The following is a 25,253-nucleotide window of genomic DNA, read 5'->3' on the forward strand; positions in this document are numbered from 1 at the left end:
AGCGCGGTTAGACCGACAACTCTACTAACAATTTGTTTAGCCGACGGACATAAGCCGCAGGGTCTTTCAAACTGTCACCGGCTGCCAGGGCTGCCTGATCGAAGAGGATGTGCGACAGGTCGCCAAAACGCTCTTCACTCTGCTCTGCATCGAGTTTCTCGATCAGCGGGTGAGCCGGGTTGAACTCGAAGATAGGCTTGGACTCAGGCACTTTTTGACCGCTGGCTTCGAGGATCTGACGCATTTGCATGCCCAGATCCTGCTCACCAATGGCAAGAATCGCCGGGGAATCAGTCAGACGATGCGACACGCGCACTTCGCTGACGCTCTCGCCCAAGGCAGCCTTGATGCGCTCAACCAGACCTTCTTTGGCCTTGGCCACTTCTTCTGCCGCTTTCTTGTCCTCTTCCGAGTCCAGATTGCCCAGGTCGAGGTCACCACGGGCCACGTCGACAAAGCTCTTGCCGTCGAAGTCGCTGAGGTAGCTCATCAGCCACTCGTCGATGCGGTCGGTCAGCAGCAGGACTTCGATGCCTTTTTTGCGGAAGACTTCGAGGTGCGGGCTGTTTTTAACCTGCGCGTAGGTTTCGCCGGTCAGGTAGTAAATCTTGTCCTGACCTTCCTTGGCGCGGGCCAGGTAGTCGGTCAAGGAAACATTCTGTTCGCCGTCGTCGCCGTGGGTCGAAGCAAAACGCAGCAGACCGGCGATTTTTTCTTTGTTGGCGAAATCTTCGGCCGGACCTTCTTTCATCACCTGCCCGAAGTTTTTCCAGAAGCCCTGATATTTCTCAGGCTCGTTCTTCGCCAGTTTTTCCAGCATGTCGAGTACACGCTTGGTCAGCGCCGTCTTCATCGAGTCGATGATCGGGTCTTTTTGCAGGATTTCCCGCGACACGTTCAGCGACAGGTCGTTGGAGTCGATCACGCCCTTGATAAAGCGCAGGTACAGCGGCAGGAACGACTCGGCCTGATCCATCACGAAGACACGCTGCACATACAGCTTCAGGCCTTTAGGCGCTTCACGCTGGTACAGATCAAACGGTGCACGGGCCGGAACGTAGAGCAGCGAGCTGTATTCAAGCTTGCCCTCAACCTTGTTGTGGCTCCAGGCCAGCGGGTTCTCGTAGTCATGGGCAATGTGCTTGTAGAACTCCTGATATTCCTCGTCCTTTACTTCAGTACGAGGACGGGTCCACAGAGCACTTGCCCGGTTGACGGTTTCCCATTCCAGTGCAGGCGCTTCTTCGCCTTCGGCAACGGTCTGCTCTTTAGGCAGTTCGATAGGCAGGGCGATATGGTCGGAGTACTTCTTGATGATGTTGCGCAGGCGCCAGCCGTCAGCGAATTCGGATTCGCCAGGCTTGAGGTGCAGCACGATTTTGGTGCCGCGGTCGGCCTTCTCGACGGTGGCCACTTCAAACTCGCCTTCGCCCTTCGAAGACCAGTGCACGCCCTCGCTTGCCGGGGTACCGGCACGGCGGCTGTACACGTCAACCTTGTCGGCAACGATAAAGGCCGAGTAGAAACCCACGCCGAACTGACCGATCAGGTGCGAATCTTTTTTCTGGTCGCCGGTGAGGTTTTTCATGAAGTCGGCAGTGCCGGACTTGGCGATCGTACCCAGGTGGGTGATCACGTCATCGCGGTTCATGCCGATACCGTTGTCTTCGAGGGTGACGGTGTTGGCGTCTTTGTCGAAGCTCACACGGATTTTAAGCTCGGCACCGCCCTCCAGCAGATCTGGCTTGGACAGTGCTTCAAAACGTAATTTGTCGACAGCATCAGAGGCGTTCGAGATCAGTTCGCGAAGGAAGATTTCCTTGTTGGAGTACAGCGAATGGATCATGAGGTGCAGCAGTTGCTTGACCTCGGTCTGGAAGCCCAGGGTTTCTTTTTGAGTTTCCACGCTCATTGTTATCAAACTCCGATTGGATGGCAGTGGCCACGCCCGTAAGGGTTAGCGGCGGGATGTGATGAAAGTTGGGGCCAATGATGCAAATTTCAAGGGCCGAACCAGTGGCTCAAGTTTTTTACCAATATTTCCGCCCGCGCTGCTTTACTTATATATGTGTTCGAGCATGGAACTTAAGCCATCAGCCCATGCTCAAACGCCCCGTAGATCTACTCATAAGGAGAAACACCCCATGCGTAATACTTTTGCTGTTGCCTTGATGCTGGCTGCTTCGCTTGGCCTGGCTGCCTGCGACAAAAAATCCGAAGACAAAGCCCAGGACGCTGCCCAGCATTCTGAGCAAGCGCAAGAAAAAATGTCTGAAGCACAAGACAAAGTAAACGACGCGGCCAAAGAGAACGCCGAAGCTGCAAAAGCACAAGCCGAGTCCAATAAAGCCGCTGCTGAAGAAGCCGGCCAGACTGCTCCGGTTGCACCTGCGGCAACTACAGAAAGCAAGTAACACGACTTTCTGCGATATAAAACCAAGCCCGCCAAGTGCGGGCTTTGTTGTATCTGAACGTTAATGGCTAGTGTTTGCATGCTTGAACACACGCCCATTAAAAAAGCCCTGCATCCATTAAGATGCAGGGCTTTTTTATTGACTCGGCAACGCTTTTGGCGAACCGGGTAATTACGCCATTGCTTCAACTCGTTTGCCCAGCAGACGGTCGCAGATAACTGCGCCCAGCAGGGTCACAAGACTAGGCACCAGCCACGCCAGGCCCTGCTCGCTAAATGGCATATTGGCCAATTGGGCCGGAATCCACTCACCCAGGCCAGCACCTTTAAGCGCGTCGATCGAGCCAAAGAAGAACGACACCAGCATGACCGGACCAACGATCCGGCTCTGGGCATTCCACAGGCCTTTGCAGAAACTCAGCGCCACCAACACGATGCAAGGCGGGTAGATCGCCGTCAGCAACGGGATGGAAAACGCAATCAACTGGGTCAAGCCAAGGTTCGACACGGCCAGCGAAAACAGCGCAAGGATGATCACCAGCGTCTTGTAAGACAGTGGCAGCACAGTACTGAAGTATTCAGCGCAGGCACAGGTCAGGCCAACGGCCGTTACCAGGCAAGCCAGTGCAATCAGTACGGCAAGGAAACCGCTGCCCAGCGAACCGAAGGTGTGTTGTACATAGGCGTGCAGTACCGCCGCACCATTGGTTGCACCCGCCGCCACTTCATGGCTGCCCGCACCCAGGCGGAACAGGCTGATGTAGACCAGCGCCAGGCCGACACCGGCGATCAGGCCGGCAATGATGGCGTAGCGGGTAATCAGCTTGGGTGATTCAACACCACGGGAACGGATGGCATTCACGATCACGATACCGAACACCAGCGCACCCAGGGTATCCATGGTCAAGTAGCCATTGATAAAACCCTGGGAGAACGGTGCGGCCACGTACTCGGGGGTCGCGACGCCAACATCACCTGCAGGCAAGGCAACGGCAGCAATGCCGAGAATGGCCAGGGCGATGATCTTCAACGGAGCAAGGAAGCGCCCTACCGTGTCCAGCAGGCGACCCGGGTACAACGACACGAAAAACACGATCAGGAAGTACACCGAGCTGTACAGAAACAGCGCCAGTGGGCTTTCACCGGTCAAAGGTGCCAGGCCGACTTCAAAGGATACGGTGGCGGTACGCGGGGTCGCGAACAACGGGCCAACAGCCAGATAGGCCACGGCTGCCAACAAGCCCCCGGCGATCTTGCCGATCGGGCTGCTCAGTGCGTCCATGCCGCCACCGACCTTGGCCAGGGCAATAACGGTGACTACCGGCAGACCGACTGCGGTGATCAGGAAGCCCAATGCAGCCATCCAGACGTTAGGTCCGGCCTGCAGGCCAACGATTGGCGGGAAAATGATGTTGCCTGCCCCAACGAACAGGGCAAAAGTCATAAACCCAAGTGCCAGGATGTCCTGGCCTTTCAATACTTTCATTACGGAAATACCACACTACTGAATCGGGATTTAGAGGGGAATTTCCCGTGCGGATGTGGGAAATGCTGTCGATCCGTATAAGACCAACCCTTCTAGCGCGTGGCTTCCTTTTGGGATGCACACGCAGAACTGCGGAATGCTGGCAAGATTACCGAGTTTTTTCCTACAGCGCACTGTTAGAGGGCGGACTGTCCGATGAACGAACGCAGTTGTCGCCTGGACGACATCGAAAAATGCTTTGGTGTGGTTTTGCCTGCCCTGGATAGCTCAAAACCGCACGTTGTGGGAGCGGGCTTGCCCGCGATGGTAACGACGCGATTTATCTGAATGACCGCGGCGCCTGCATCGCGAGCAAGCCCGCTCCCACAAGGGTTTTGCTTGACCCCAAACGCACAAAGGCCACCCGAAGGTGGCCTTTGCCTGGTAGAGCAGTCAGTTAAGCGCGAGGCTTACTTCATTGCCCAGCCAGTCAGCTCGGACAGAGCCTTGCCGATGTCTGCCAGCGAACGCACGGTTTTTACGCCTGCGTCTTCCAGGGCAGCAAACTTCTCGTCTGCAGTACCCTTGCCGCCAGAGATGATTGCGCCTGCGTGGCCCATGCGCTTGCCTGGAGGGGCAGTCACACCAGCGATGTAGGAAACAACCGGCTTGGTCACGTTTGCCTTGATGTAGGCAGCCGCTTCTTCTTCAGCCGAACCGCCGATCTCACCGATCATAACGATCGCTTCGGTCTTCGGGTCTTCCTGGAACAGCTTCAGGATGTCGATGAAGTTGGAACCAGGGATCGGGTCACCACCGATGCCTACGCAAGTCGACTGGCCGAAACCGGCGTCAGTGGTTTGCTTTACAGCTTCGTAAGTCAGGGTGCCGGAACGCGACACGATGCCTACTTTGCCTGGCAAGTGAATGTGACCTGGCATGATGCCGATCTTGCATTCGCCTGGCGTGATAACGCCCGGGCAGTTAGGGCCGATCAGGGTAACACCCAGTTCGTCGCACTTAACTTTGCAGTCCAGCATGTCCAGGGTAGGAATGCCTTCAGTGATGCACACGATCAGCTTGATGCCGCCGAACGCTGCTTCAAGGATCGAGTCCTTGCAGAAAGGAGCCGGTACGTAGATAACGCTGGCGGTTGCGCCAGTTGCTTCTACGGCTTCTTTCACGGTGTTGAAAACAGGCAGGTCCAGGTGAGTGGTGCCGCCTTTGCCCGGAGTAACGCCACCAACCATCTTGGTGCCGTATTCGATGGCTTGCTGGGTGTGGAAGCTGCCCTGCGAACCGGTGATGCCCTGGCAGATAACTTTGGTGTCTTTATTGATCAGGACGCTCATTACTTGCCCTCCGCAGCTTTAACAACTTGTTGAGCAGCGTCGGTCAAGCTGGTAGCAGCGATGATGTTCAAACCGCTTTCTGCCAGTACTTTAGCGCCCAGATCAGCGTTGTTGCCTTCAAGGCGCACAACTACCGGGATTTTCACGCCGACTTCTTTCACTGCACCGATGATGCCTTCGGCAATCATGTCGCAACGAACGATGCCGCCGAAGATGTTAACCAGCACTGCTGCGACATTGCTGTCGGACAGGATGATTTTGAACGCTTCGGTAACGCGTTCTTTGGTAGCACCACCGCCAACGTCGAGGAAGTTGGCTGGCTTGCCGCCATGCAGGTTAACGATGTCCATGGTGCCCATGGCCAGACCAGCGCCGTTAACCATGCAGCCGATGTTGCCTTCCAGCGCTACGTAGTTCAGTTCGAACTTGGCAGCGTGCGCTTCGCGCGGATCGTCTTGCGACGGATCGTGGAAAGTTTTCAGCTTAGGCTGACGGTACATGGCGTTTGCGTCGATGTTGATTTTGGCATCGAGGCAGTGCAGATCGCCGTCAGTCTTGATAACCAGCGGGTTCACTTCCAGCAGGGCCAGATCGTGATCCTTGAACAGTTTGGCCAGACCTACGAAGATCTTGGCGAACTGAGCAACTTGCTTGCCTTCCAGACCCAGCTGGAAAGCCAACTCGCGACCCTGGAATGGCTGTGCGCCAACCAGTGGATCGATCGTTGCTTTCAGAATTTTTTCTGGAGTGTCGTGAGCGATTTTCTCGATGTCCACGCCACCTTCGGTGGAAGCCATGAACACGATACGACGGCTCGAACGGTCAACGACAGCGCCCAGGTACAGCTCTTTAGCGATATCAGTGCACGACTCAACCAGGATCTTGGTGACCGGCTGACCATTGGCGTCAGTCTGGTAAGTCACCAGACGCTTGCCCAACCACTGTTGTGCGAATGCTTTAGCGTCTTCTTTGCTGCGAACCAGCTTAACGCCGCCCGCTTTACCGCGACCACCTGCGTGAACCTGGGCTTTTACAACCCATTCGGTCCCACCGATTTTGTCGCAAGCTTCTGCGGCTGCTTCCGGGGTGTCTACTGCATAACCCTTGGATACTGGCAGGCCGTATTCAGCGAACAGCTGCTTACCCTGATACTCGTGAAGATTCATGCTTTTTACCGTCTTCGTTAGGTACTGCGCATTCGGCGCTGCACTACTATTAGTGCCGCACCACCTGTGACTGCTGCTTGTGCTGTTTCAACAAACCCGACATCCGCTTGAGCGGAGCCGGGCCCGGTTAAAACAAGACAAGACTGCGTCCGGCGGAAGTTCCGCGGTGAGGCTTGCTAGCAAGGCTCACGACGGGCAAACCGCCGTGGTTTCTTATTGTCTGGTCTTAACGTTTCTTACGGTTGGCAATGTGGATGGCGCCGCCATTCACAGCCAGTGCTGCTTCGTGCAAGGCTTCGGACAGGGTCGGATGGGAGAAAACCATCATGCCCAGATCTTCAGCGCTGGTGCCGAATTCCATACCGATCGCGCCCTGCTGTACCAGCTCTGCAGCGCTCGGGCCAATCACGTGGACGCCCAGTACGCGGTCAGTTTTGGCATCAGCAATGACTTTGACAAAGCCACCGGTGTCGTTTGCTGCCATGGCACGGCCACTGGCGGCGAACGGGAAGGTGCCGACGTTAACCTCAACGCCTTCAGCTTTCAAGGCCTGCTCGGTTTTACCAACCCACGCGATCTCCGGGTGAGTGTAAATAACCGATGGAATCAGGTCGTAGTTCATCTCGGTCTTGTGACCTTTGATGCGCTCGACAACCATGATGCCTTCTTCGGAAGCCTTGTGTGCCAGCATCATGCCGCGAACCACGTCACCAATGGCGAATACGCCCGGTACGCTGGTTGCGCAATGATCGTCAACAAACACGAAACCGCGCTCGTCGATGGTCACGCCGCTGTCAGCTGCCAGCAACTCGGTAGTCACCGGACGGCGACCCACGGCTACGATCAGCTTGTCGAAGGTGATGGTCTGTTCGCCGTTGGCGTCGGTGTAGGTCACAACGACTTCTTCGCCGTTAACCTTGGAACCGGTAACGCGAGCGCCCAGCTTGATGTCCAGACCTTGTTTGGTCAGGGTTTTGTAGGCTTCTTTCGAAACGGCAGCGTCAGCAGCCATCAAGAAGGTGTCCAGGGCTTCCAGAACAGTCACTTCAGCGCCCAGACGGGACCATACCGAACCCAGTTCCAGACCGATCACGCCAGCGCCGATAACGCCCAGACGTTTTGGCACGGACTGGAATTCCAGGGCGCCGGTCGAATCAACGATCACGTTGTTGTCGACTGGAGCAGGTGGAATGTCGATCGGACGCGAGCCCGAAGCCAGAATCACGTTCTCGGCTTCGATGATTTCAACGCTGCCGTCTGGCTTGGTCAGCTCAACACGCTTGCCGGCCAGCAGTTTGCCGTGGCCTTGCAGGGAAGTAACGCCGTTGGCCTTGAACAGGGTCGCAACGCCGGAAGTCAGACCTTTAACGATGTTGGCTTTACGGCCAACCATCGCAGCAACGTCCATCTTCACTTCACCGGTGGTGATGCCGTGGATGGCGAATGCATCCTTGGCTTCGTGGTACTTCCAGGAGCTGTCCAGCAGCGCCTTGGATGGAATGCAGCCAACGTTCAGGCAAGTACCGCCCAGCGCCAGTTTGCCTTCCTTGTCGGTGTATTTTTCGATGCAAGCAGTCGAAAGGCCCAGTTGCGCGGCCTTGATGGCTGCAACATAGCCGCCAGGGCCCGCACCAATCACTACAACGTCAAATTTCTGAGACATGAAAATAGATCCTCTATTAGCTACAAGCTGTCAGCAGCAAACTGCAAGCCAAAGCCAGACTGCTTTTTCCCGCAGCCTGGCACCTGAAACTTGCAGCAGCTTCTATTAGATATCCAGCAGCAGACGAGCCGGGTCTTCCAGCAGGTTTTTGATTGCTACCAGGAAACTTACAGCTTCTTTGCCATCGATCAAGCGGTGATCGTAAGACAGAGCCAAATACATCATCGGACGGATAACTACCTGACCGTTGACTGCCATTGGACGCTGAAGGATGTTGTGCATGCCCAGGATCGCGGCTTGCGGCGGGTTAACGATCGGGGTCGACATCATCGAACCGAAAGTACCACCGTTGGTGATAGTGAAAGTACCACCGGTCATTTCGTCGATCGACAGTTTGCCGTCACGGGCTTTTTTACCGTAGGCAGCGATGCCGCCTTCGATTTCAGCCAGGCTCATCAGTTCGGCGTTACGCAGAACCGGAACCACCAGACCACGGTCGCTGGAAACAGCTACACCGATGTCGGCGAAGCCGTGGTAAACGATGTCGGAACCGTCGATCGAGGCGTTAACGGCCGGGAAGCGTTTCAGTGCTTCGGTAGCTGCTTTCACGAAGAACGACATGAAGCCCAGGCGTACGCCGTTGTGGGACTTCTCGAACAGATCCTTGTACTTCGAACGCAGTGCCATGATTTCAGTCATGTCCACTTCGTTGAAAGTGGTCAGCATCGCCATGTTCGACTGAGCTTCAACCAGACGCTTGGCCACGGTGGCACGAACGCGGGTCATCGGAACGCGTTTTTCTACGCGGTCGCCAGCAGCGAATACCGGAGCGGCAGCGGCAGGTGCAGCGGCCTTGGCCGGCGCAGCAGCAGGAGCGGCTTTTTTGGCAGCTACCGCAGCAACTACGTCTTCCTTGGTCACACGACCGCCTTTGCCAGTACCGGCAACGGAAGCGATGTTGATACCGTTTTCTTCAGCGATCTTGCGTGCAGCCGGAGCAGCAACAGGATCGTCTTCGCCATCGGCAGCAGGAGCAGCAGCCTGGGCGGCCGGTGCAGCGGCAGCAGCAGGAGCGGCAGCAGCAGCGCCGCCTTCAACGATGGAGCCCAGCACTTCGTCGGACAGAACGGTGTCGCCTTCGTTCTTGACGATAGCGCCCAGCACGCCGTCAGCAGTGGCCAGTACTTCCAGCACTACCTTGTCGGTTTCGATGTCGACAATCAGGTCGTCGCGCTTTACAGCGTCGCCCGGTTGTTTGTGCCAGGTGGCAACGGTGCCATCGGCAACCGATTCCGGAAATGTTGGGGCTTTGATCTCGATAGCCATGTTCTTTGGTTCCTTAAATTCGGTTTCAGTGCGCGAAGGCGTTAAACAGTGAACGCGTCTTGCAACAGTTTTGCCTGTTGCTCAGCGTGCATCGATGCGTAACCACAAGCAGGTGCAGCAGAAGCGTCACGGCCCGCGTACTCGAGTACGAGCGACTTGTCGTGACCGCTGATGATGCGGCGCATGTGATGCTGGCTGCAGTACCAGGCACCCTGGTTCATCGGCTCTTCCTGACACCAGACAATATGCTTGGCGTTTTTGTACGGAGCCAGGACTTCAATCAAGTCGTCCTCAGGGAACGGGTACAGCTGCTCAAGACGCACGATAGCGATGTCATCACGACCTTCGGCACGGCGTTTTTCCAACAGGTCGTAGTAGACCTTGCCGCTACACAGCACGATACGACCGACGTTCGCCGGATCCTGCGCATCGATTTCCGGAATAACGGTCTGGAACGAACCTTCGGCCAGATCTTCCAGGGTCGAGATTGCCAGTTTGTGACGCAGCAACGACTTCGGTGTCAGGACGATCAGCGGCTTGCGCAGCGGACGGATAACCTGACGGCGCAACAGATGGTAGATCTGTGCCGGAGTGGTCGGTACGCACACCTGAATGTTGTGCTCGGCACACAATTGCAGGTAACGCTCAAGACGTGCAGAGGAGTGCTCCGGGCCCTGACCTTCATAACCGTGTGGCAGCAGCATGGTCAGACCGCACAGACGGCCCCACTTGTGCTCACCGCTGGTGATGAACTGGTCGATTACAACCTGGGCGCCGTTGGCGAAGTCGCCGAACTGGGCTTCCCAGATCACCAGCGCGTTAGGCGTGGTGGTGGAATAGCCGTATTCGAACGCCAGGACCGCTTCCTCGGACAGCAGCGAGTCGTACAGGTCAAAGCGAGGCTGACCTTCGAACAGGTGCTTCAGGGGAATATAGGTGCCAGCATCTTTCTGGTTGTGCAACACGGCGTGACGGTGCGAGAACGTACCGCGACCAATGTCCTGACCGGTCATGCGAATCGGGTGACCTTCGAACTGCAGGGTTGCATATGCCATGGTTTCGGCATAACCCCAGTTGATCGGCAGGCCGCCGGCTTGCATTTTTTGACGATCTTCGTAGATCTTCGCAACCTGGCGCTGAACCACAAAGCCTTCTGGAATTTCCAGCAGCTTGGCAGACAGTTCTTGCAGGGTTTTCAGATCGAAACGGGTGTCGTGACGCGCAGTCCAGGCGTGGCCCAGATACGGACGCCAGTCCACGAACAGCTCTTTGTTCGGTTCCTTGACCAGACTTTTCACAACATGCAGGCCGTTGTCCAGCGCGTTGCGGTATTCGTCGATCTTGGCCTGAACGCGTTCTGCGTCCACCACTTTCTCTTGTGTCAGGCGCTCGGCATACAGCTCACGGGTGGTGCGCTGCTTGGCGATCTGCTGATACATCAGCGGCTGGGTACCGTTTGGTTCATCGGCCTCGTTGTGACCGCGACGGCGGTAGCAGAACAGGTCGATCACGACGTCACGCTTGAACTGCATGCGGTAGTCGATAGCCAGCTGAGTCACGAACAATACGGCTTCCGGATCATCACCATTGACATGGAGGATCGGCGCCTGAATCATTTTCGCGACGTCAGTGCAGTACTCGGTAGAACGGGAGTCTTCCGGATTGCTGATGGTGAAGCCGACCTGGTTGTTGATCACCAGGTGAACCGTACCGCCAGTCTTGAAGCCGCGAGTCTGCGACATCTGGAAGGTTTCCATGACCACGCCCTGACCTGCGAAGGCAGCATCACCGTGGATGGAAATTGGCAGTACCTTTTCACCGGTGCTGTCGTTACGACGGTCCTGGCGAGCGCGTACAGACCCTTCAACCACTGGAGAAACGATTTCCAGGTGGGAGGGGTTAAACGCCATTGCCAGGTGAACTTCACCACCGGCAGTCATGACGTTGGAGGAGAAGCCCTGGTGGTATTTAACGTCACCGGAACCCAACTCGATCTTTTTCTTGCCTTCGAACTCGTCGAACAGCTCGCGCGGGTTTTTGCCGAAGGTGTTCACCAATACGTTCAGGCGACCACGGTGGGCCATGCCGATAACGATTTCCTTGGTGCCGTAGTTGCCCGAACGCTGGATCAGCTCGTCCAGCAAAGGAATCAGGCTTTCGCCGCCTTCCAGGCCGAAACGCTTGGTGCCCGGGTATTTGGTCCCCAGGTACTTTTCCAGACCTTCAGCAGCAGTCACGCGCTCAAGCAGATGGCTTTTGACTTCAGCCGAGTAAGTCGGGCGGCCGCGTACGCTTTCGAGGCGCTGTTCAAACCAGTGGCGCTGCTCGGAATCGACGATGTGCGTGAACTCTGCGCCAATGGTGCGGCAATATGTCTGCTGCAACGCTTCGAGAATTTCGCGTAGGCTCGCTTCCTCTTTGCCGATATACAGGTCGCCGGCACGGAAGGTCGTATCAAGATCGGCATTGGTCAAGCCGTAATGATTGATCGACAGGTCTGCAGGTGCAGGACGCTGCCACAGCCCCAGCGGATCAAGCTGGGCTGCCTGGTGGCCGCGCATCCGATAGGCCTGGATCAATCGCAGCACTTCAACCTGCTTCTTCTCGTGCTCACTGCTCACGCTCCCGGCAGAAACCGGTTGAGCGCGGCGCTGGTTCTTTGCCAGCAGCACGAAATGGTCGCGGATTGTGGAGTGCGAAACATCGTTGGCAGAGTTGCCTTCAACAGGCAACGTCTGAAATTTGGTGCGCCATTCTTCTGGCACAGCGTTAGGGTCGTGCAGGTAGAGCTCATAGAGCTCTTCCACATAGGCAGCGTTACCACCTGAAAGATAGCCGCTGTTCCACATGCGCTGCATCACGCTTTCTTGCATGCTTGGTCACCCTCGGTTAGGGGACACCATCGACGAGAACACCAGAGCATGCTTGAGAAAGTCCGAATACAGCGACTAAAACAAGCCACTTAGGATCACGCTGATAGTCCGGGTACCAGCCCGGATGCCCCTGCTGGTCTCATTTCTTCAAAATAAGAGCCGCAGCTTTATGAGCTGTTGCTCAGGTTAAAACTACGGCGCCGGTTGAAGCCTGCGCCGTAGCATCTACGGTTACAGCGGTGCTGCGGTACTGCTTTGGATCACACGCCGCTTTGCAGCAGCATGCTACGCACGTGACCGATGGCCTTAGTCGGGTTCAGGCCCTTCGGACACACGTTTACGCAGTTCATGATCCCGCGGCAGCGGAATACGCTGAACGGGTCATCCAGCGAAGCCAGGCGCTCACTGGTCTTGGTGTCACGGCTGTCAGCCAGGAAACGATAGGCTTGCAGCAGTGCAGCAGGGCCCAGGAACTTGTCCGGGTTCCACCAGAAGGACGGGCACGAGGTCGAGCAGCAAGCGCACAGGATGCACTCGTACAGACCGTCGAGCTTTTCACGCTCTTCTGGTGATTGCAGACGTTCGATGGCCGGAGCCGGCGTGTCGTTCTGCAGGAACGGCTTAACTTTCTCGTATTGCTTGTAGAAGATGCTCATATCGACGACCAGGTCACGGATAACCGGCAAACCTGGCAGTGGACGAACGATCAGCTTGTTGCCTTTAACGACAGCGGACAGCGGCGTTACACACGCCAGGCCGTTCTTGCCGTTGATGTTCATGCCGTCGGAGCCGCAAACGCCCTCACGGCAAGAGCGACGATAGGAGAAACCCTCGTCCTGCTCTTTGATCAGGGCCAGTACGTCCAGCACCATCAGGTCTTTACCGTTGGTATTGACCTCGAATTCCTGCATGAACGGAGCGGCGTCCTGATCAGGGTTGTAACGATAAACACTGACTTTCAACATATCGGCCACCCTTAGTAAGTACGAACCATTGGCTCGAAGGTCGGAACGGTTTTCGGCGAGAAGTTCACCGCACGCTTGGCTACGCGCTTGTCACCCGGGAAGTACAGGGTGTGGCACAGCCAGTTAACGTCGTCACGATCTTCGAAGTCTTCACGGGCGTGAGCACCGCGCGATTCCTTACGAACTTCAGCAGCGATTGCAGTCGCTTCAGCCACTTCGAGCAGGTTTTGCAGCTCAAGGGCTTCGATACGGGCCGTGTTGAACGCCTGGCTCTTATCGTTGATTTTCACGTTGGCGATGCGCTTGCGCAGATCAGCCAGCTGAGCAATACCCTTCTGCATGTATTCGCCGGTACGGAATACACCGAAGTAGTTCTGCATGCAGCTTTGCAGCTCTTTACGCAGGGTTGCCACGTCTTCGCCGTCGGTACGCGAGTTCAGGCCGTCCAGACGTGCCAGGGCAGCGTCGATGTCGGACTGGCGTGGACGAGCGTAATCAACGCCTTCTTTAAGGGTCTGTTCAAGGAACAGGCCGGCAGCACGACCGAATACCACCAGGTCGAGCAGCGAGTTGCCGCCCAGACGGTTGGCACCGTGTACGGATACGCAAGCCACTTCACCTACTGCAAACAGGCCAGGGATGATCTGGTCGTTGCCGTCGGCGTCCTGAGTGATCGCCTGACCATGAATGTTGGTGGCAACGCCGCCCATCATATAGTGGCAAGTCGGAACCACTGGAACCGGAGCCAATACCGGGTCAACGTGTGCGAACGTTTTCGACAGTTCGCAGATACCTGGCAGACGGCTGTGCAGCACTTCCTCACCGAGGTGATCGAGCTTCAGCATTACGTGGTCGCCATCAGGACCGCAACCGTTGCCCGCGATGATTTCCTTAACCATCGAGCGAGCAACAACGTCACGACCAGCAAGGTCTTTGGCGTTCGGAGCATAACGCTCCATGAAACGCTCGCCATGCTTGTTGATCAGGTAGCCACCTTCACCACGGCAACCTTCGGTAACCAGTACACCGGCGCCGGCAATACCGGTCGGGTGGAACTGCCACATTTCGATGTCCTGTACCGGCACGCCAGCACGCAGCGCCATGCCAATACCGTCGCCGGTGTTGATCAGGGCGTTGGTGGTGGACGAGTAGATACGGCCTGCACCGCCAGTCGCCAGTACGGTCGCGTTAGCGCGAACGTAAGAGGTTTCACCGGTTTCGATGCAGATAACGATCATGCCGACGAAATCGCCAGCCTCGTTCTTAACCAGATCGACACCGTAGTATTCGTTCAGGAATACAGTGCCGGCCTTGAGGTTGGCCTGGTACAGGGTGTGCAACAGCGCGTGACCGGTACGGTCGGCTGCAGCGCAAGTACGGGCAGCCTGGCCGCCTTTGCCGAAGTCCTTGGACTGACCGCCGAAAGGACGCTGGTAGATACGACCCTGTTCGGTACGGGAGAACGGCAGACCCATGTGCTCGAGCTCGAACACGGCTTCCGGACCTACGGAACACATGTATTCGATAGCGTCCTGGTCACCGATATAGTCGGAACCCTTGACGGTATCGTACATGTGCCAGCGCCAGTCATCGTTTGGATCTGCAGACGCGATCGCGCAGGTGATGCCACCCTGGGCCGATACGGTGTGCGAACGAGTCGGGAAAACCTTGGTGATTACAGCAGTCTTGTGACCGCCTTGAGCCAGCTGCAGAGCAGCGCGCATGCCGGCACCGCCGCCGCCAATGATGATGGCGTCGAACGAAAGTGTATTTACTGTGTTAGCCATGAATCAGATACCCCAAAGAATCTGCACACCCCAGACGAAGTAAGCGAACATTGCAACGCCGCAGACTGCCTGGAAGAGGAAACGTACTGCTGTGGCGGACTTGCCCAGCGCCATTGGCGTCAGGTAGTCGGTCGCGATGGTCCACATGCCGACCCAGGCGTGTGCGCCCAGAGCAACAAGGGCCAGCAGGCTGAAAATACGCATCCAGTTGCTTGCGAACAGCTCATGCCATTGGGCGTAGCCAATGCCAGGGTTCGCAACGAGGTACCCGATCAGGAAGATGAAATAAGCCGCTAGAACAACCGCAGACACACGTTGTGCCATCCAGTCATAGAGGCCCGAACGCGACAGGTTCGTAACGCTGGTTACCATATCCAAACTCCCGCCAGAACAATCATCACCACGGAAATGACGATTACGATTTTCGAGCCCAGTCGGCCGCCTTCAAGCGTCTCACCGATGCCCATGTCCATGATCAAGTGGCGCACACCGGCAACCAGGTGATACAGCAAGGCAGAGAGCAGGCCCCACGCAACGAATTTGGCCAGCGGACTGGTCAAGCATGCCTTCACCTCGGCATAACCTTCTTCGGAACCCAGGGATTTGCTCAATGCATAAAGCATGATGCCCAGGCCGAGAAAAAGAATGATGCCCGATACACGGTGCAGAAATGACGTAACGCCGGTGATGGGGAGTTTGATGGTCCTTAGGTCTAGGTTTACAGGTCGTTGGCTATTCACGGCTTTTTTCACACTGAAGAGCCCCTAACAATCAGGGCAAGTTTGTTGGGATGCGCACTGGTCAGGTACCCACCACCCGGGAGTGACGACCCCCATCTAAACAGGCCCAAAAGCCTCTGGCGGTCGGCTGCCGAGTATAGACAGTTAGGTTACTAATGACAACGCAAACACCCACCCCCTAATAGCGCATTGCGCTCTTGGCATAAAAGGCGTAAACGGCTGGGATATTCGCGAAAAAACGCTTCTCAAAGCCTTGTACAGCAAGACTTTAGGCAAATTGACATTCGAATTTATCTCACTATAGTGGTGCGGGCCCTGCGTGGGGGGTCTGTCTGATGATTTCAAGCATAAATAGGAGGCCACATGGCTGACAAAAAAGCGCAGTTGATCATCGAGGGCGCAGCCCCCGTCGAGCTGCCCATTTTAACTGGCACCGTGGGTCCCGATGTAATCGATGTGCGAGGCCTGACGGCCACGGGCCGATTCACATTTGACCCTGGCTTCATGTCGACCGCATCTTGCGAGTCGAAGATCACCTATATTGATGGTGACAACGGTATCCTGCTGCACCGTGGCTACCCGATCGAACAGCTGGCTGAACACTCTGACTATCTTGAGACCGCTTACCTGCTGCTGAACGGCGAACTGCCGACCGCAGAGCAGAAGGCTCAATTTGTCAGCACCGTGAAGAACCACACCATGGTTCACGAGCAGTTGAAGACTTTCTTCAACGGCTTCCGTCGTGACGCCCACCCGATGGCGGTCATGTGCGGTGTAGTCGGCGCCCTCTCGGCCTTCTACCACGACTCCCTGGACATCAATAACCCGCAGCATCGCGAAATTTCCGCGATCCGCCTGGTTGCCAAGATGCCGACGCTTGCAGCGATGGTTTACAAGTACTCCATGGGTCAACCCATGATGTACCCGCGTAACGACCTGACCTACGCCGAAAACTTCCTGCACATGATGTTCAACACGCCGTGCGAGATCAAACCGATCAGCCCGGTACTGGCCAAGGCAATGGACAAGATCTTTATCCTGCATGCCGACCACGAACAGAATGCGTCGACCTCTACCGTGCGCCTGGCGGGTTCTTCGGGTGCCAACCCGTTCGCCTGTATTGCTGCCGGTATCGCTGCACTGTGGGGCCCTGCCCACGGCGGCGCCAACGAAGCCGTGCTGACCATGCTCGACGAAATTGGCGATGTGTCCAACATCGACAAGTTCATCGCCAAGGCCAAGGACAAAAACGATCCGTTCAAGCTGATGGGCTTCGGTCACCGGGTTTACAAAAACCGTGACCCACGCGCCACTGTCATGAAAAAGACCTGCGACGAAGTTCTCAAGGAACTGGGCATCACCAACGATCCGCAACTCGAACTGGCCATGCGCCTGGAAGAGATCGCCCTGACCGACCCGTACTTCATCGAACGTTCGCTGTACCCGAACGTCGACTTCTACTCGGGGATCATCCTCAAGGCGATCGGCATTCCGACCAGCATGTTCACCGTGATCTTCGCCCTGTCCCGTACAGTGGGCTGGATCTCGCACTGGAAAGAAATGCTCTCCAGCCCGTACAAGATTGGCCGTCCGCGCCAGCTGTACACCGGCTACGAGCAGCGTGACATCACCAAGCTGGAAGACCGCAAGTAAGGCATATCCCACGATAGTGCCCTGATTGCAGACAATACGGCCTCTATTTATAGAGGCCGTATTTTTTTGTGTGTGCGTCCTGTAGCAGCTGCTACGGAACTTCGCACTTGCACAGCGAGAATAGGCACAAAAAAATCCCCCTGCCTTGCGACAGGGGGATTCGATTAAACATACTGTCTATTAGGGATTAATGATCCACCGCACCGCTCGCCCCCAACCCCGTCTGCGAACGCACAAACTGCGGGAAGAACAACGCACGCTCCTTCTCTGCCGATTTGGACTTGTCCGTAATGGAGAAGAACCAGATACCCGCAAACGCGATGATCATGGAGAACAGCGCCGGGTACTCGTAAGGGAAGATGGCCTTTTCATGATGCAGGATCTGCACCCAGATGGTCGGGCCCAGGATCATCAGGCCAACCGCGCTTACCAGCCCCATCCAGCCGCCTATCATGGCGCCACGGGTGGTCAGGTTTTTCCAGTACATGGATAGCAGCAAGACCGGGAAGTTGCAGCTCGCAGCAATGGAGAACGCCAGGCCCACCATAAACGCGATGTTCTGGCTTTCAAACAAGATACCCAAGCCAATTGCCAGTACCGCCAATGCAATAGTGGTGATCTTCGAGACCCGAATCTCTTCCTTGTCGTTGGCCTTGCCCTTTTTGATCACGCTGGCATACAGGTCATGGGACACCGCAGAAGCGCCCGCCAGGGTCAGCCCCGCAACAACCGCCAGAATGGTGGCGAAAGCCACTGCCGAAATAAAGCCCAGGAACATGCTGCCGCCAACCGCGTCCGCAAGGTGCACAGCCGCCATGTTGTTACCACCCAGCAAGGCGCCAGCCGCGTCCTTGAAGTCCGGGTTGGTACTGACCAGGATGATTGCGCCAAAACCGATGATAAAGGTCAGGATATAGAAGTAGCCAATAAAGCCCGTTGCGTAGAACACGCTCTTGCGCGCTTCCTTGGCATCGCTCACGGTAAAGAAGCGCATCAGGATATGTGGCAGGCCAGCAGTACCGAACATCAGGGCCAAACCGAGGGAGAATGCAGAGATAGGATCTTTGACCAACCCGCCCGGGCTCATGATTGCTTCACCTTTAGGGTGAATCTTCACTGCTTCGGCGAACAGTGCGTTGAAGTCAAAGTTCACATGCTTCATGACCATCACGGCCATGAACGTGGCACCCGACAGCAACATGACCGCCTTGATGATCTGCACCCAGGTAGTTGCCAGCATGCCGCCGAACAACACATACATGCACATCAGGATACCTACCAGGATCACCGCAACGTGGTAATCCAGACCAAACAACAACTGGATCAGCTTGCCGGCACCGACCATTTGCGCAATCAGGTAGAACGCTACCACCACCAGCGAACCACAGGCTGACAACGAGCGAATCTGGGTTTGCCCCAAACGGTACGAGGCCACATCGGCAAAGGTGTATTTGCCCAGGTTACGCAGACGCTCTGCAATCAGGAACAGAATGATGGGCCAGCCCACCAGAAAGCCGATCGAATAGATCAGGCCGTCATAGCCGGACGTGTACACCAGCGCGGAAATACCCAGAAAGGAGGCTGCCGACATATAGTCGCCGGCAATCGCCAGACCGTTCTGGAAACCGGTAATCTTGCCGCCAGCTGCATAGTAGTCGGCTGCCGACTTGTTGCGTTTCGATGCCCAGTAAGTAATGCACAGGGTCGCACCCACAAAGACGACGAACATGATGATCGCCGAAATATTGAGCGGTTGTTTTTGCACTTCTCCAGTCAGGGCCTCCCCCGCCCAAACTGCCGGTGCAAGGGCTGTAGCGCCCAGCGTTGCCAATAAGCGCCCGATCATTGCCCAGCCTCCTTGAGAATTGCATTGTTCAGCTCATCAAACTCGCCATTGGCCCTGCGTACATAGATACCGGTCAGGATAAAGGCCGAAACAATCAGCCCCACACCAATCGGAATACCCCAGGTAATGGACGAATCGGGACTCAGCTTGGTCCCCATGATGTGTGACCCATAAGCAATTAACAGGATAAAAGCGGCATATAACCCGAGCATGATTGCCGAAAGAAGCCAGGCAAAACGTTCTCTCTTTTTTACCAGCTCCTTGAAGCGCGGGCTGTTTTGAATCGAGATATAAATGCTGTCGTTCATTATTTTTGTCCTCGCAGCACAGATGAGATGGAACGTTTTCACTATTAGGGCGGCGCAAATTCTATTCCAGACGACTTTAGTAGTAGAGCCTCTGATTTGCTGCAGCCCCCGGTTTACCTAGTCTGCAAGGACGATGACAACCATTGCCCCGCCCGAAAATGCAAAAACCGCCTGGCGAAAACACCAGGCGGTCTTGTGTACTGCGAGCTAGACGCTTCGCGATTATTTATCGGTCCACTGGGCAACACGCTCCGGGTGTTTGGCAACCCACTCTTTGGCCGCCACTTCAGGCTTGGCACCTTCTTGAATGGCCAGCATCACCTCACCAATTTCGTCTTTTGAATTCCAGGAAAACTTCTCCAGAAATGCCGCAACTTCCGGCGCTTTTTTATTCAGCTCCTTGCTGCCGATGCTGTTAACGGTTTCTGCGGCACCATAAACGCCTTTGGGATCTTCAAGAAAACGCAGTTTCCACTTGGCAAACATCCAGTGCGGCACCCAGCCGGTGACGGCAATCGGTTCGTTCTTGGCATAGGCACGCCCAAGCTCCGAGGTCATGGCCGCCCCGGAACTTGCCTGCAACTTGTAACCCTTGAGGTCGTAATCCTTGATGGCCTCATCGGTTTTAAGCATCACACCCGACCCGGCATCGATACCGACAATTTTGTTTTTAAACTCATCGCTGCCCTTCAAGTCAGCAATCGACTGTGCCTTTACATATTCAGGCACGATCAGGCCAATTTTTGCATCTTTGAAGTTGGGCCCGTAATCGACCACCTTGTCCTTGTTCTTGGTCCAATATTCGCCGTGGGTCACCGGCAACCAGGCGGACAACATGGCATCGAGTTTGCCCGTGGCCACCCCCTGCCACATGATGCCGGTGGCTACCGGCATCAATTTCACGTCATAACCCAGCTTCTGTTTAATCACCTCTGCTGCGACATGGGTGGTGGCCACGCTGTCGGACCAGCCATCCACATAACCTATATTCAGGGTCGGTTTGTTCTGCGCGCTCGCCAGACCCGCACTCATCGCCAGCACCAAGACTGCTCCTGCGCTCAAAATTCGTCGCATCTTCATCTTTGATTCCCCACAGTGCCGGGCCCGACGAGTGCCGGGCCACTTCAAGATTCCTGCAAGGCTTTACAGCCTCGTATCACTTGCTCCGGATAATCAACCGCGCCTGTTTAGCGTCCTGCTCTGACGACGACCCCCATACAACCAGCAGCGACATGGCGATCACAGCCAAATTGATGCGTGCGGACGCTGGACGGCCTGACTGACAAACATTAGATGTCAAAATCATACACAGGCGCTGCGCCTGCTCAATTGCAGGTAAGATGCGCGGCTTTGCTCCCATACGGCCCGACCATGTCTGCGACTGTCCGCTTCCCCGTGCTGCCTTATCTCCTTGCCTGCCTGCTGGGCGCATTTGCCATTGCCGGCTTCTGGTATGGCCTGGGCCAACCGGTGATATTGCCCGATGCAGCAACACCGACCCATAAACTGCAATGTGCATCCTATACGCCGTTCGATAAGGACCAGTCGCCGTTCGACCAGCCTTTTGTGCCACGGGCAGAGCGTCTGGATGCCGATCTGGCGTTGCTGGCCACGCGCTTTCAATGCATCCGCACCTATTCCCAGGCGGGCCTTGAAGCTCTGCCCGAGCTGGCACGCAAACACGGGCTCAAGCTGATGGCAGGCGCCTGGGTCAGCCGCGACCCCGTGGCCACGGAGCAGGAAGTGCAAGCCCTGATCGCTTCAGCCAATGCCAACCCGGATGTGGTCAGCGCAGTGATAGTCGGTAACGAAGCCTTGCTGCGCAAGGAGGTCACTGCCCCGCAGCTGGTCCGGCTGATCGACAAGGTGAAAAGCCAGGTCAAGCAACCGGTGACGTATGCAGACGTTTGGGAGTTCTGGCTGCAACACCCGGAAATTGCCCCGGCCGTGGACTTTCTGACCATCCACCTGCTGCCTTACTGGGAAGATGACCCTGCCGGCATTGACCAGGCGGTACAACATGTAGCGCAGGTTCGCCAGGTATTCGGCAACAAGTTCGCCCCCAAAGATATCCTGATCGGCGAGACCGGCTGGCCCAGCGAAGGTCGCCAGCGGGAAACTGCCCAGCCAAGCCGGGTGAACGAAGCAAAATTCATTCGTGGATTTGTCACCCTGGCCGAACAAAACGGCTGGAAGTACAACCTGATCGAAGCCTTCGACCAACCCTGGAAGCGTGGCAGCGAGGGGGCGGTAGGCGGTTACTGGGGTTTGTTTGATGCCGATCGCCAGGACAAGGGTATCCTCGCCGGCCCGGTATCCAACCTGCCGCACTGGCCGGTCTGGCTGGGCTTTGGCGCCGTCCTGTTTGTGGGCACACTGCTGATTGGCGGCCGGATCCGTACAAAACGCGCCGCTCTGACACTGCCAGCACTGGGTGCGGTGGCGGGATGCAGCATCGTGGCATGGGCCGAGCTGGCGTCAGTCACCAGCCGCTTTGCTGGCGAGTGGCTATGGGCTGGCTTGCTGGTTGGCCTGAACCTGATCGTACTGACCCATGGCGCATTGGCCCTGGGCCAGAAAGACGGCTGGCGAGAACGCCTGTTCAATATGCTGGAGCGCCGTGCGGGCTGGTGGCTGGCAGCCGCCGGGTTTGCCGCAGCGGTGATGATGCTTGGGCTGGTGTTTGAACCGCGATATCGAAGTTTCCCGAGTGCCGCCCTGCTCCTGCCTGCACTGGTTTATCTGCTACGCCCGGTGGGCGGCCCGCGCCGTGAGTTCGGCCTGCTGGCTTTGATCATCGGGGCAGGCATACCGGTGCAGCTGTACCGCGAAGGCCTGCACAATGAACAGGCCTGGATGTGGGCGCTGGTCAGCGTACTGATGGTGATGGCGCTGTGGCGCAGTGTGCGCAAGCGCGCATGACACCTTTCTAGTGCAATCCCCCTGTGGGAGCGAGCCTGCTCGCGAAGGCCTTAAAGACCTTTCGCGAGCAGGCTCGCTCCCACAAATGTTTCAAACTCTTACTTCGCGGCCCGCACCAGGCGCAACCCGGCGATCACCACGGCAAACACTGCGAGGCTGGCGTTATACAACGCCAGTGCGGGCAGGCCGAACAGCAGGGCCAGCACCGCCAGTGCGCAGCCGACACGACCACGCACGCAAAAAGCAATAATCGACAGCACCAGCGCGACCCAGCCCAATACCCGGAAATGAATCAACAAGCCCAGGTTTGCCCGCAACTGGCATTCCCAGCGCACAGCCTCTGCCACACAGGTCCCCACCCACTGCGAGTCCTCCATCAAGCCGTATCGCAGCCCATAACTGGCGAGCAACCATACAGGCAGAGCGATAAGCAGCAAGATCCACGGCAAACGAGGTCGCATAACAAACTCCGATAGGCAAAAACGGCGCCCAGCTTAATCCCCATCTACAGCTATACAAGCCTTGCAATCAGATATCTGTTAACTAAAGTCATTCAGCGTGTATCTTGAGTGACTTTTTGCCTGTTCGGGACTGTTTGGGGAATTATTTAGTGCCATTGAATGGCACTTCAGTACGAGCCCTGTGGTCATAGCCTGCGAAACTTTTGCGCATCTTATTTAGGGATAGCCTCCATGCTCCGTTCTCTGCCCTTCGCTGCCTTACTGGGCGGCCTTATCTTGAGTGCGTCCGCGCAGGCGGTCGATGTCGACCCCGCAACGTATGGCTACCCGATAACCAATCCGTTTGAAGCTACGATCGCCACCACTCCGCCGCAAATGCGCCCGCTGCTGCCCGACGAAGATGATATCAACCAGTCGGACTACACCCTCAACCTGCGCCCTGAACGTGAGCACATACTGCCGGCCAATTTCTGGGCGGTGAAAAAGCTCACTTACCGCATGGCCAAACAGGATCACCCGGCGCCCTTGATGTTCCTGATTGCCGGCACCGGTGCTGCGTACGACAGCAGCCTCAACGAATACCTTAAAAAGCTCTTCTATCAGGAAGGCTATCACGTCGTTCAGCTGTCATCGCCCACCAGCTATGACTTCATGAGTTCGGCCTCGCGCCTGGCCACGCCCGGCATCAGCCAGTACGACGCCGAGGATTTGTATCATGTGATGCAGGCTGTACGCGCCCAACAGGCCAATTTGCCCGTTACCGACTACTACCTCGCGGGTTATAGCCTGGGTGCGCTGGATGCTGCCTTTGTCAGCCACCTGGATGAAACACGCAAAAGCTTCAACTTCAAAAAAGTGTTGATGCTCAACCCGCCGGTCAATCTCTTCACCTCCATCAGCAACCTCGACAAGCTGGTGCAGACCGAGGTCAAAGGCATCAACAACTCCACCACGTTCTACGAACTGGTGCTGGGCAAGCTGACCCGCTACTTCCAGGATAAAGGCCGGGTCGACCTCAATGCGGCACTGGTGTATGACCTGCAAAACTCCAAGGAGCGCCTGACCAACGAGCAAATGGCCATGCTGATCGGCACGGTGTTTCGTTTCTCGTCAGCCGATATCGTGTTCACCTCGGACCTGATCAACCGCCGTGGCCTGATCACCCCGCCGAACTACCCGATCACCGAGGGCACCAGCCTGACACCTTTCCTCAAGCGTTCGCTGCAGTGTGACTTTGACTGCTACCTGACCGAGCAGGTGATCCCCATGTGGCGCGCCAAGACCGATGGCGGCAGCCTGCTGCAGTTGATCGATCAGGTCAGCCTGTACGCCCTGCAGGACTACCTGAAAAACAGCCCGAAGATTGCCGTCATGCATAACGCCGACGACATCATCCTGGGCCCTGGCGACCTCGGATTCCTGCGTAAAACCTTCGGTAATCGCCTGACGGTTTACCCCTATGGCGGCCATTGCGGCAACATCAATTACCGAGTCAACGCTGACGATATGCTGGAGTTCTTCCGTGGCTAAACAATTATTGCTTCTCGCCGCCCTGCTCGGCGCCGGCTTCGCCCAAGCCGACAACAGCAAAGCTCACACGGAACTGACCCCCGATGTCGACGGGTTTACCCAGCCGTTGAAACTGTTGAAGTTCAATCCGGGCCTGGATCAGCGTGAGTTCGAGCGCGCCACCATGAACGCTCTGAGCATCTATGACCCGCTGGAGCCGATCAACCGCAGGATTTACCATTTCAACTACCGCTTCGACCAGTGGGTGTTCCTCCCGGTGGTCAATGGCTATCGCTATGTCACGCCCAGTTTTTTGCGCACGGGTGTGAGCAACTTCTTCAACAACCTGGGGGATGTCCCCAACCTGTTCAACAGCCTGCTGCAGCTCAAGGGCCATCGCTCGATGGAAACCACAGGGCGCTTGTTGCTGAATACGACCATCGGCATCGGCGGGCTGTGGGATCCGGCCACAGCCATGGGCCTGCCCCGTCAAAGTGAAGACTTCGGCCAGACCCTGGGCTTTTATGGCGTACCCGGCGGTGCATACCTGATGCTGCCGATCCTTGGCCCGTCGAACCTGCGCGACACCACGGGCCTGGTGGTCGACTATGGCGTCAACCAGGAGATCAACTTCCTGAACGTGCCGCACGAGAGCACTCGCCATCCCGAGATCTGGGTGCTGGGCGCTGTCGACAAACGCTATACCACCAGCTTCCGTTATGGTCAGTTCGACTCGCCATTCGAATACGACAAGCTGCGTTACATCTACACCGAAGCGCGCAAATTGCAGATCGCCGAGTAAAC

The 25,253-nt window shown here is 56.5% G+C and carries 20 protein-coding genes; 5 read left to right on the forward strand and 15 right to left on the reverse strand.

Features of this window, described 5'->3' with window-relative positions; genetic code table 11:
• Window positions 1-7: 7 nt before the first annotated feature.
• On the reverse strand, window positions 8-1,912 hold the full coding sequence (htpG, locus tag QN377_RS01630; RefSeq protein ID WP_016780177.1) for a molecular chaperone HtpG: 1,905 nt from the start codon (window positions 1,910-1,912) through the stop codon (window positions 8-10).
• A gap of 232 nt (window positions 1,913-2,144) precedes the next feature.
• Between htpG and QN377_RS01635 the strand changes: the two genes are divergently transcribed.
• Window positions 2,145-2,414 (forward strand): hypothetical protein, encoded by a 270-nt coding sequence (locus QN377_RS01635; protein ID WP_095019112.1) that lies wholly within the window; start codon window positions 2,145-2,147, stop codon window positions 2,412-2,414.
• 171 nt (window positions 2,415-2,585) lie between these two features.
• Here QN377_RS01635 and brnQ read toward each other — a convergent pair whose 3' ends face one another.
• From brnQ to sdhC, 10 genes are all read right to left on the reverse strand, one after another.
• Entirely contained in the window at window positions 2,586-3,899 is a 1,314-nt protein-coding gene (gene brnQ, locus QN377_RS01640) for a branched-chain amino acid transport system II carrier protein (protein ID WP_095002113.1), read from the reverse strand.
• Window positions 3,900-4,348: 449 nt separating this feature from the next.
• The gene (gene sucD, locus QN377_RS01645) at window positions 4,349-5,230 is read right to left on the reverse strand and encodes a succinate--CoA ligase subunit alpha (RefSeq protein ID WP_095002114.1); all 882 of its coding nucleotides are present in this window, start codon (window positions 5,228-5,230) and stop codon (window positions 4,349-4,351) included.
• Window positions 5,230-6,396: an ADP-forming succinate--CoA ligase subunit beta gene (sucC, locus tag QN377_RS01650; RefSeq protein ID WP_016780173.1), complete on the reverse strand. Its 1,167-nt coding sequence runs from the start codon at window positions 6,394-6,396 to the stop codon at window positions 5,230-5,232. The genes sucD and sucC overlap by 1 nt, the downstream gene beginning before the upstream one ends.
• Window positions 6,397-6,622: 226 nt before the next feature.
• The gene (lpdA, locus tag QN377_RS01655; protein ID WP_016780172.1) at window positions 6,623-8,059 is read right to left on the reverse strand and encodes a dihydrolipoyl dehydrogenase; all 1,437 of its coding nucleotides are present in this window, start codon (window positions 8,057-8,059) and stop codon (window positions 6,623-6,625) included.
• Between the two features lie 105 nt (window positions 8,060-8,164).
• Window positions 8,165-9,385, reverse strand: coding sequence for a 2-oxoglutarate dehydrogenase complex dihydrolipoyllysine-residue succinyltransferase (gene odhB / locus QN377_RS01660; RefSeq protein ID WP_083369842.1), 1,221 nt, complete (start codon window positions 9,383-9,385; stop codon window positions 8,165-8,167).
• Between the two features lie 41 nt (window positions 9,386-9,426).
• Complete coding sequence (locus QN377_RS01665) at window positions 9,427-12,258, reverse strand: 2-oxoglutarate dehydrogenase E1 component (protein ID WP_020467780.1); 2,832 nt, start codon at window positions 12,256-12,258, stop codon at window positions 9,427-9,429.
• A 260-nt stretch (window positions 12,259-12,518) separates the two neighbouring features.
• Window positions 12,519-13,223 carry a succinate dehydrogenase iron-sulfur subunit gene (locus QN377_RS01670; protein WP_016780169.1) on the reverse strand — a complete coding sequence of 235 codons (705 nt, stop codon included), beginning with the start codon at window positions 13,221-13,223 and terminating at the stop codon, window positions 12,519-12,521.
• 11 nt (window positions 13,224-13,234) lie between these two features.
• Window positions 13,235-15,010, reverse strand: a complete 1,776-nt coding sequence (gene sdhA, locus QN377_RS01675) for a succinate dehydrogenase flavoprotein subunit (protein ID WP_016780168.1) — start codon at window positions 15,008-15,010, stop codon at window positions 13,235-13,237.
• A 3-nt stretch (window positions 15,011-15,013) separates the two neighbouring features.
• Entirely contained in the window at window positions 15,014-15,382 is a 369-nt protein-coding gene (gene sdhD / locus QN377_RS01680; protein ID WP_003446906.1) for a succinate dehydrogenase, hydrophobic membrane anchor protein, read from the reverse strand.
• Entirely contained in the window at window positions 15,376-15,762 is a 387-nt protein-coding gene (sdhC, locus tag QN377_RS01685; protein ID WP_019828563.1) for a succinate dehydrogenase, cytochrome b556 subunit, read from the reverse strand. The genes sdhD and sdhC overlap by 7 nt, the downstream gene beginning before the upstream one ends.
• A gap of 351 nt (window positions 15,763-16,113) precedes the next feature.
• On the opposite strand from sdhC, the gene gltA reads away from it, so the two are divergent.
• Entirely contained in the window at window positions 16,114-17,403 is a 1,290-nt protein-coding gene (gene gltA / locus QN377_RS01690) for a citrate synthase (RefSeq protein ID WP_095002115.1), read from the forward strand.
• Window positions 17,404-17,590: 187 nt separating this feature from the next.
• On the opposite strand, the gene QN377_RS01695 is transcribed toward gltA, so the two are convergent.
• The 3 genes from QN377_RS01695 to QN377_RS01705 form a co-directional block, all read right to left on the reverse strand.
• Window positions 17,591-19,249, reverse strand: coding sequence for a cation acetate symporter (locus tag QN377_RS01695; RefSeq protein ID WP_095002116.1), 1,659 nt, complete (start codon window positions 19,247-19,249; stop codon window positions 17,591-17,593).
• Window positions 19,246-19,557 carry a DUF485 domain-containing protein gene (locus QN377_RS01700; RefSeq protein ID WP_095002117.1) on the reverse strand — a complete coding sequence of 104 codons (312 nt, stop codon included), beginning with the start codon at window positions 19,555-19,557 and terminating at the stop codon, window positions 19,246-19,248. Before QN377_RS01700 ends, QN377_RS01695 begins: the two co-directional genes overlap by 4 nt.
• A gap of 222 nt (window positions 19,558-19,779) precedes the next feature.
• Window positions 19,780-20,637 carry a glycine betaine ABC transporter substrate-binding protein gene (locus QN377_RS01705; protein ID WP_095019110.1) on the reverse strand — a complete coding sequence of 286 codons (858 nt, stop codon included), beginning with the start codon at window positions 20,635-20,637 and terminating at the stop codon, window positions 19,780-19,782.
• 291 nt (window positions 20,638-20,928) lie between these two features.
• Here QN377_RS01705 and QN377_RS01710 point away from each other — a divergent pair, with 291 nt between their 5' ends.
• Window positions 20,929-22,479 carry a glycosyl hydrolase family 17 protein gene (locus QN377_RS01710; protein WP_095002119.1) on the forward strand — a complete coding sequence of 517 codons (1,551 nt, stop codon included), beginning with the start codon at window positions 20,929-20,931 and terminating at the stop codon, window positions 22,477-22,479.
• Window positions 22,480-22,577: 98 nt separating this feature from the next.
• On the opposite strand, the gene QN377_RS01715 is transcribed toward QN377_RS01710, so the two are convergent.
• Window positions 22,578-22,940 (reverse strand): hypothetical protein, encoded by a 363-nt coding sequence (locus QN377_RS01715; protein WP_095020258.1) that lies wholly within the window; start codon window positions 22,938-22,940, stop codon window positions 22,578-22,580.
• 231 nt (window positions 22,941-23,171) lie between these two features.
• On the opposite strand from QN377_RS01715, the gene QN377_RS01720 reads away from it, so the two are divergent.
• Together QN377_RS01720 and QN377_RS01725 are read left to right on the forward strand one after the other, a co-directional pair.
• Complete coding sequence (locus tag QN377_RS01720; protein WP_095020259.1) at window positions 23,172-24,470, forward strand: serine/threonine protein kinase; 1,299 nt, start codon at window positions 23,172-23,174, stop codon at window positions 24,468-24,470.
• Window positions 24,463-25,251 (forward strand): VacJ family lipoprotein, encoded by a 789-nt coding sequence (locus QN377_RS01725; RefSeq protein ID WP_095002122.1) that lies wholly within the window; start codon window positions 24,463-24,465, stop codon window positions 25,249-25,251. The genes QN377_RS01720 and QN377_RS01725 overlap by 8 nt, the downstream gene beginning before the upstream one ends.
• Window positions 25,252-25,253 lie beyond the last annotated feature (2 nt).

Source organism: Pseudomonas sp. CCC4.1 (assembly GCF_035019225.1).
Taxonomy (GTDB): Bacteria; Pseudomonadota; Gammaproteobacteria; order Pseudomonadales; family Pseudomonadaceae; genus Aquipseudomonas; species Aquipseudomonas bubulae.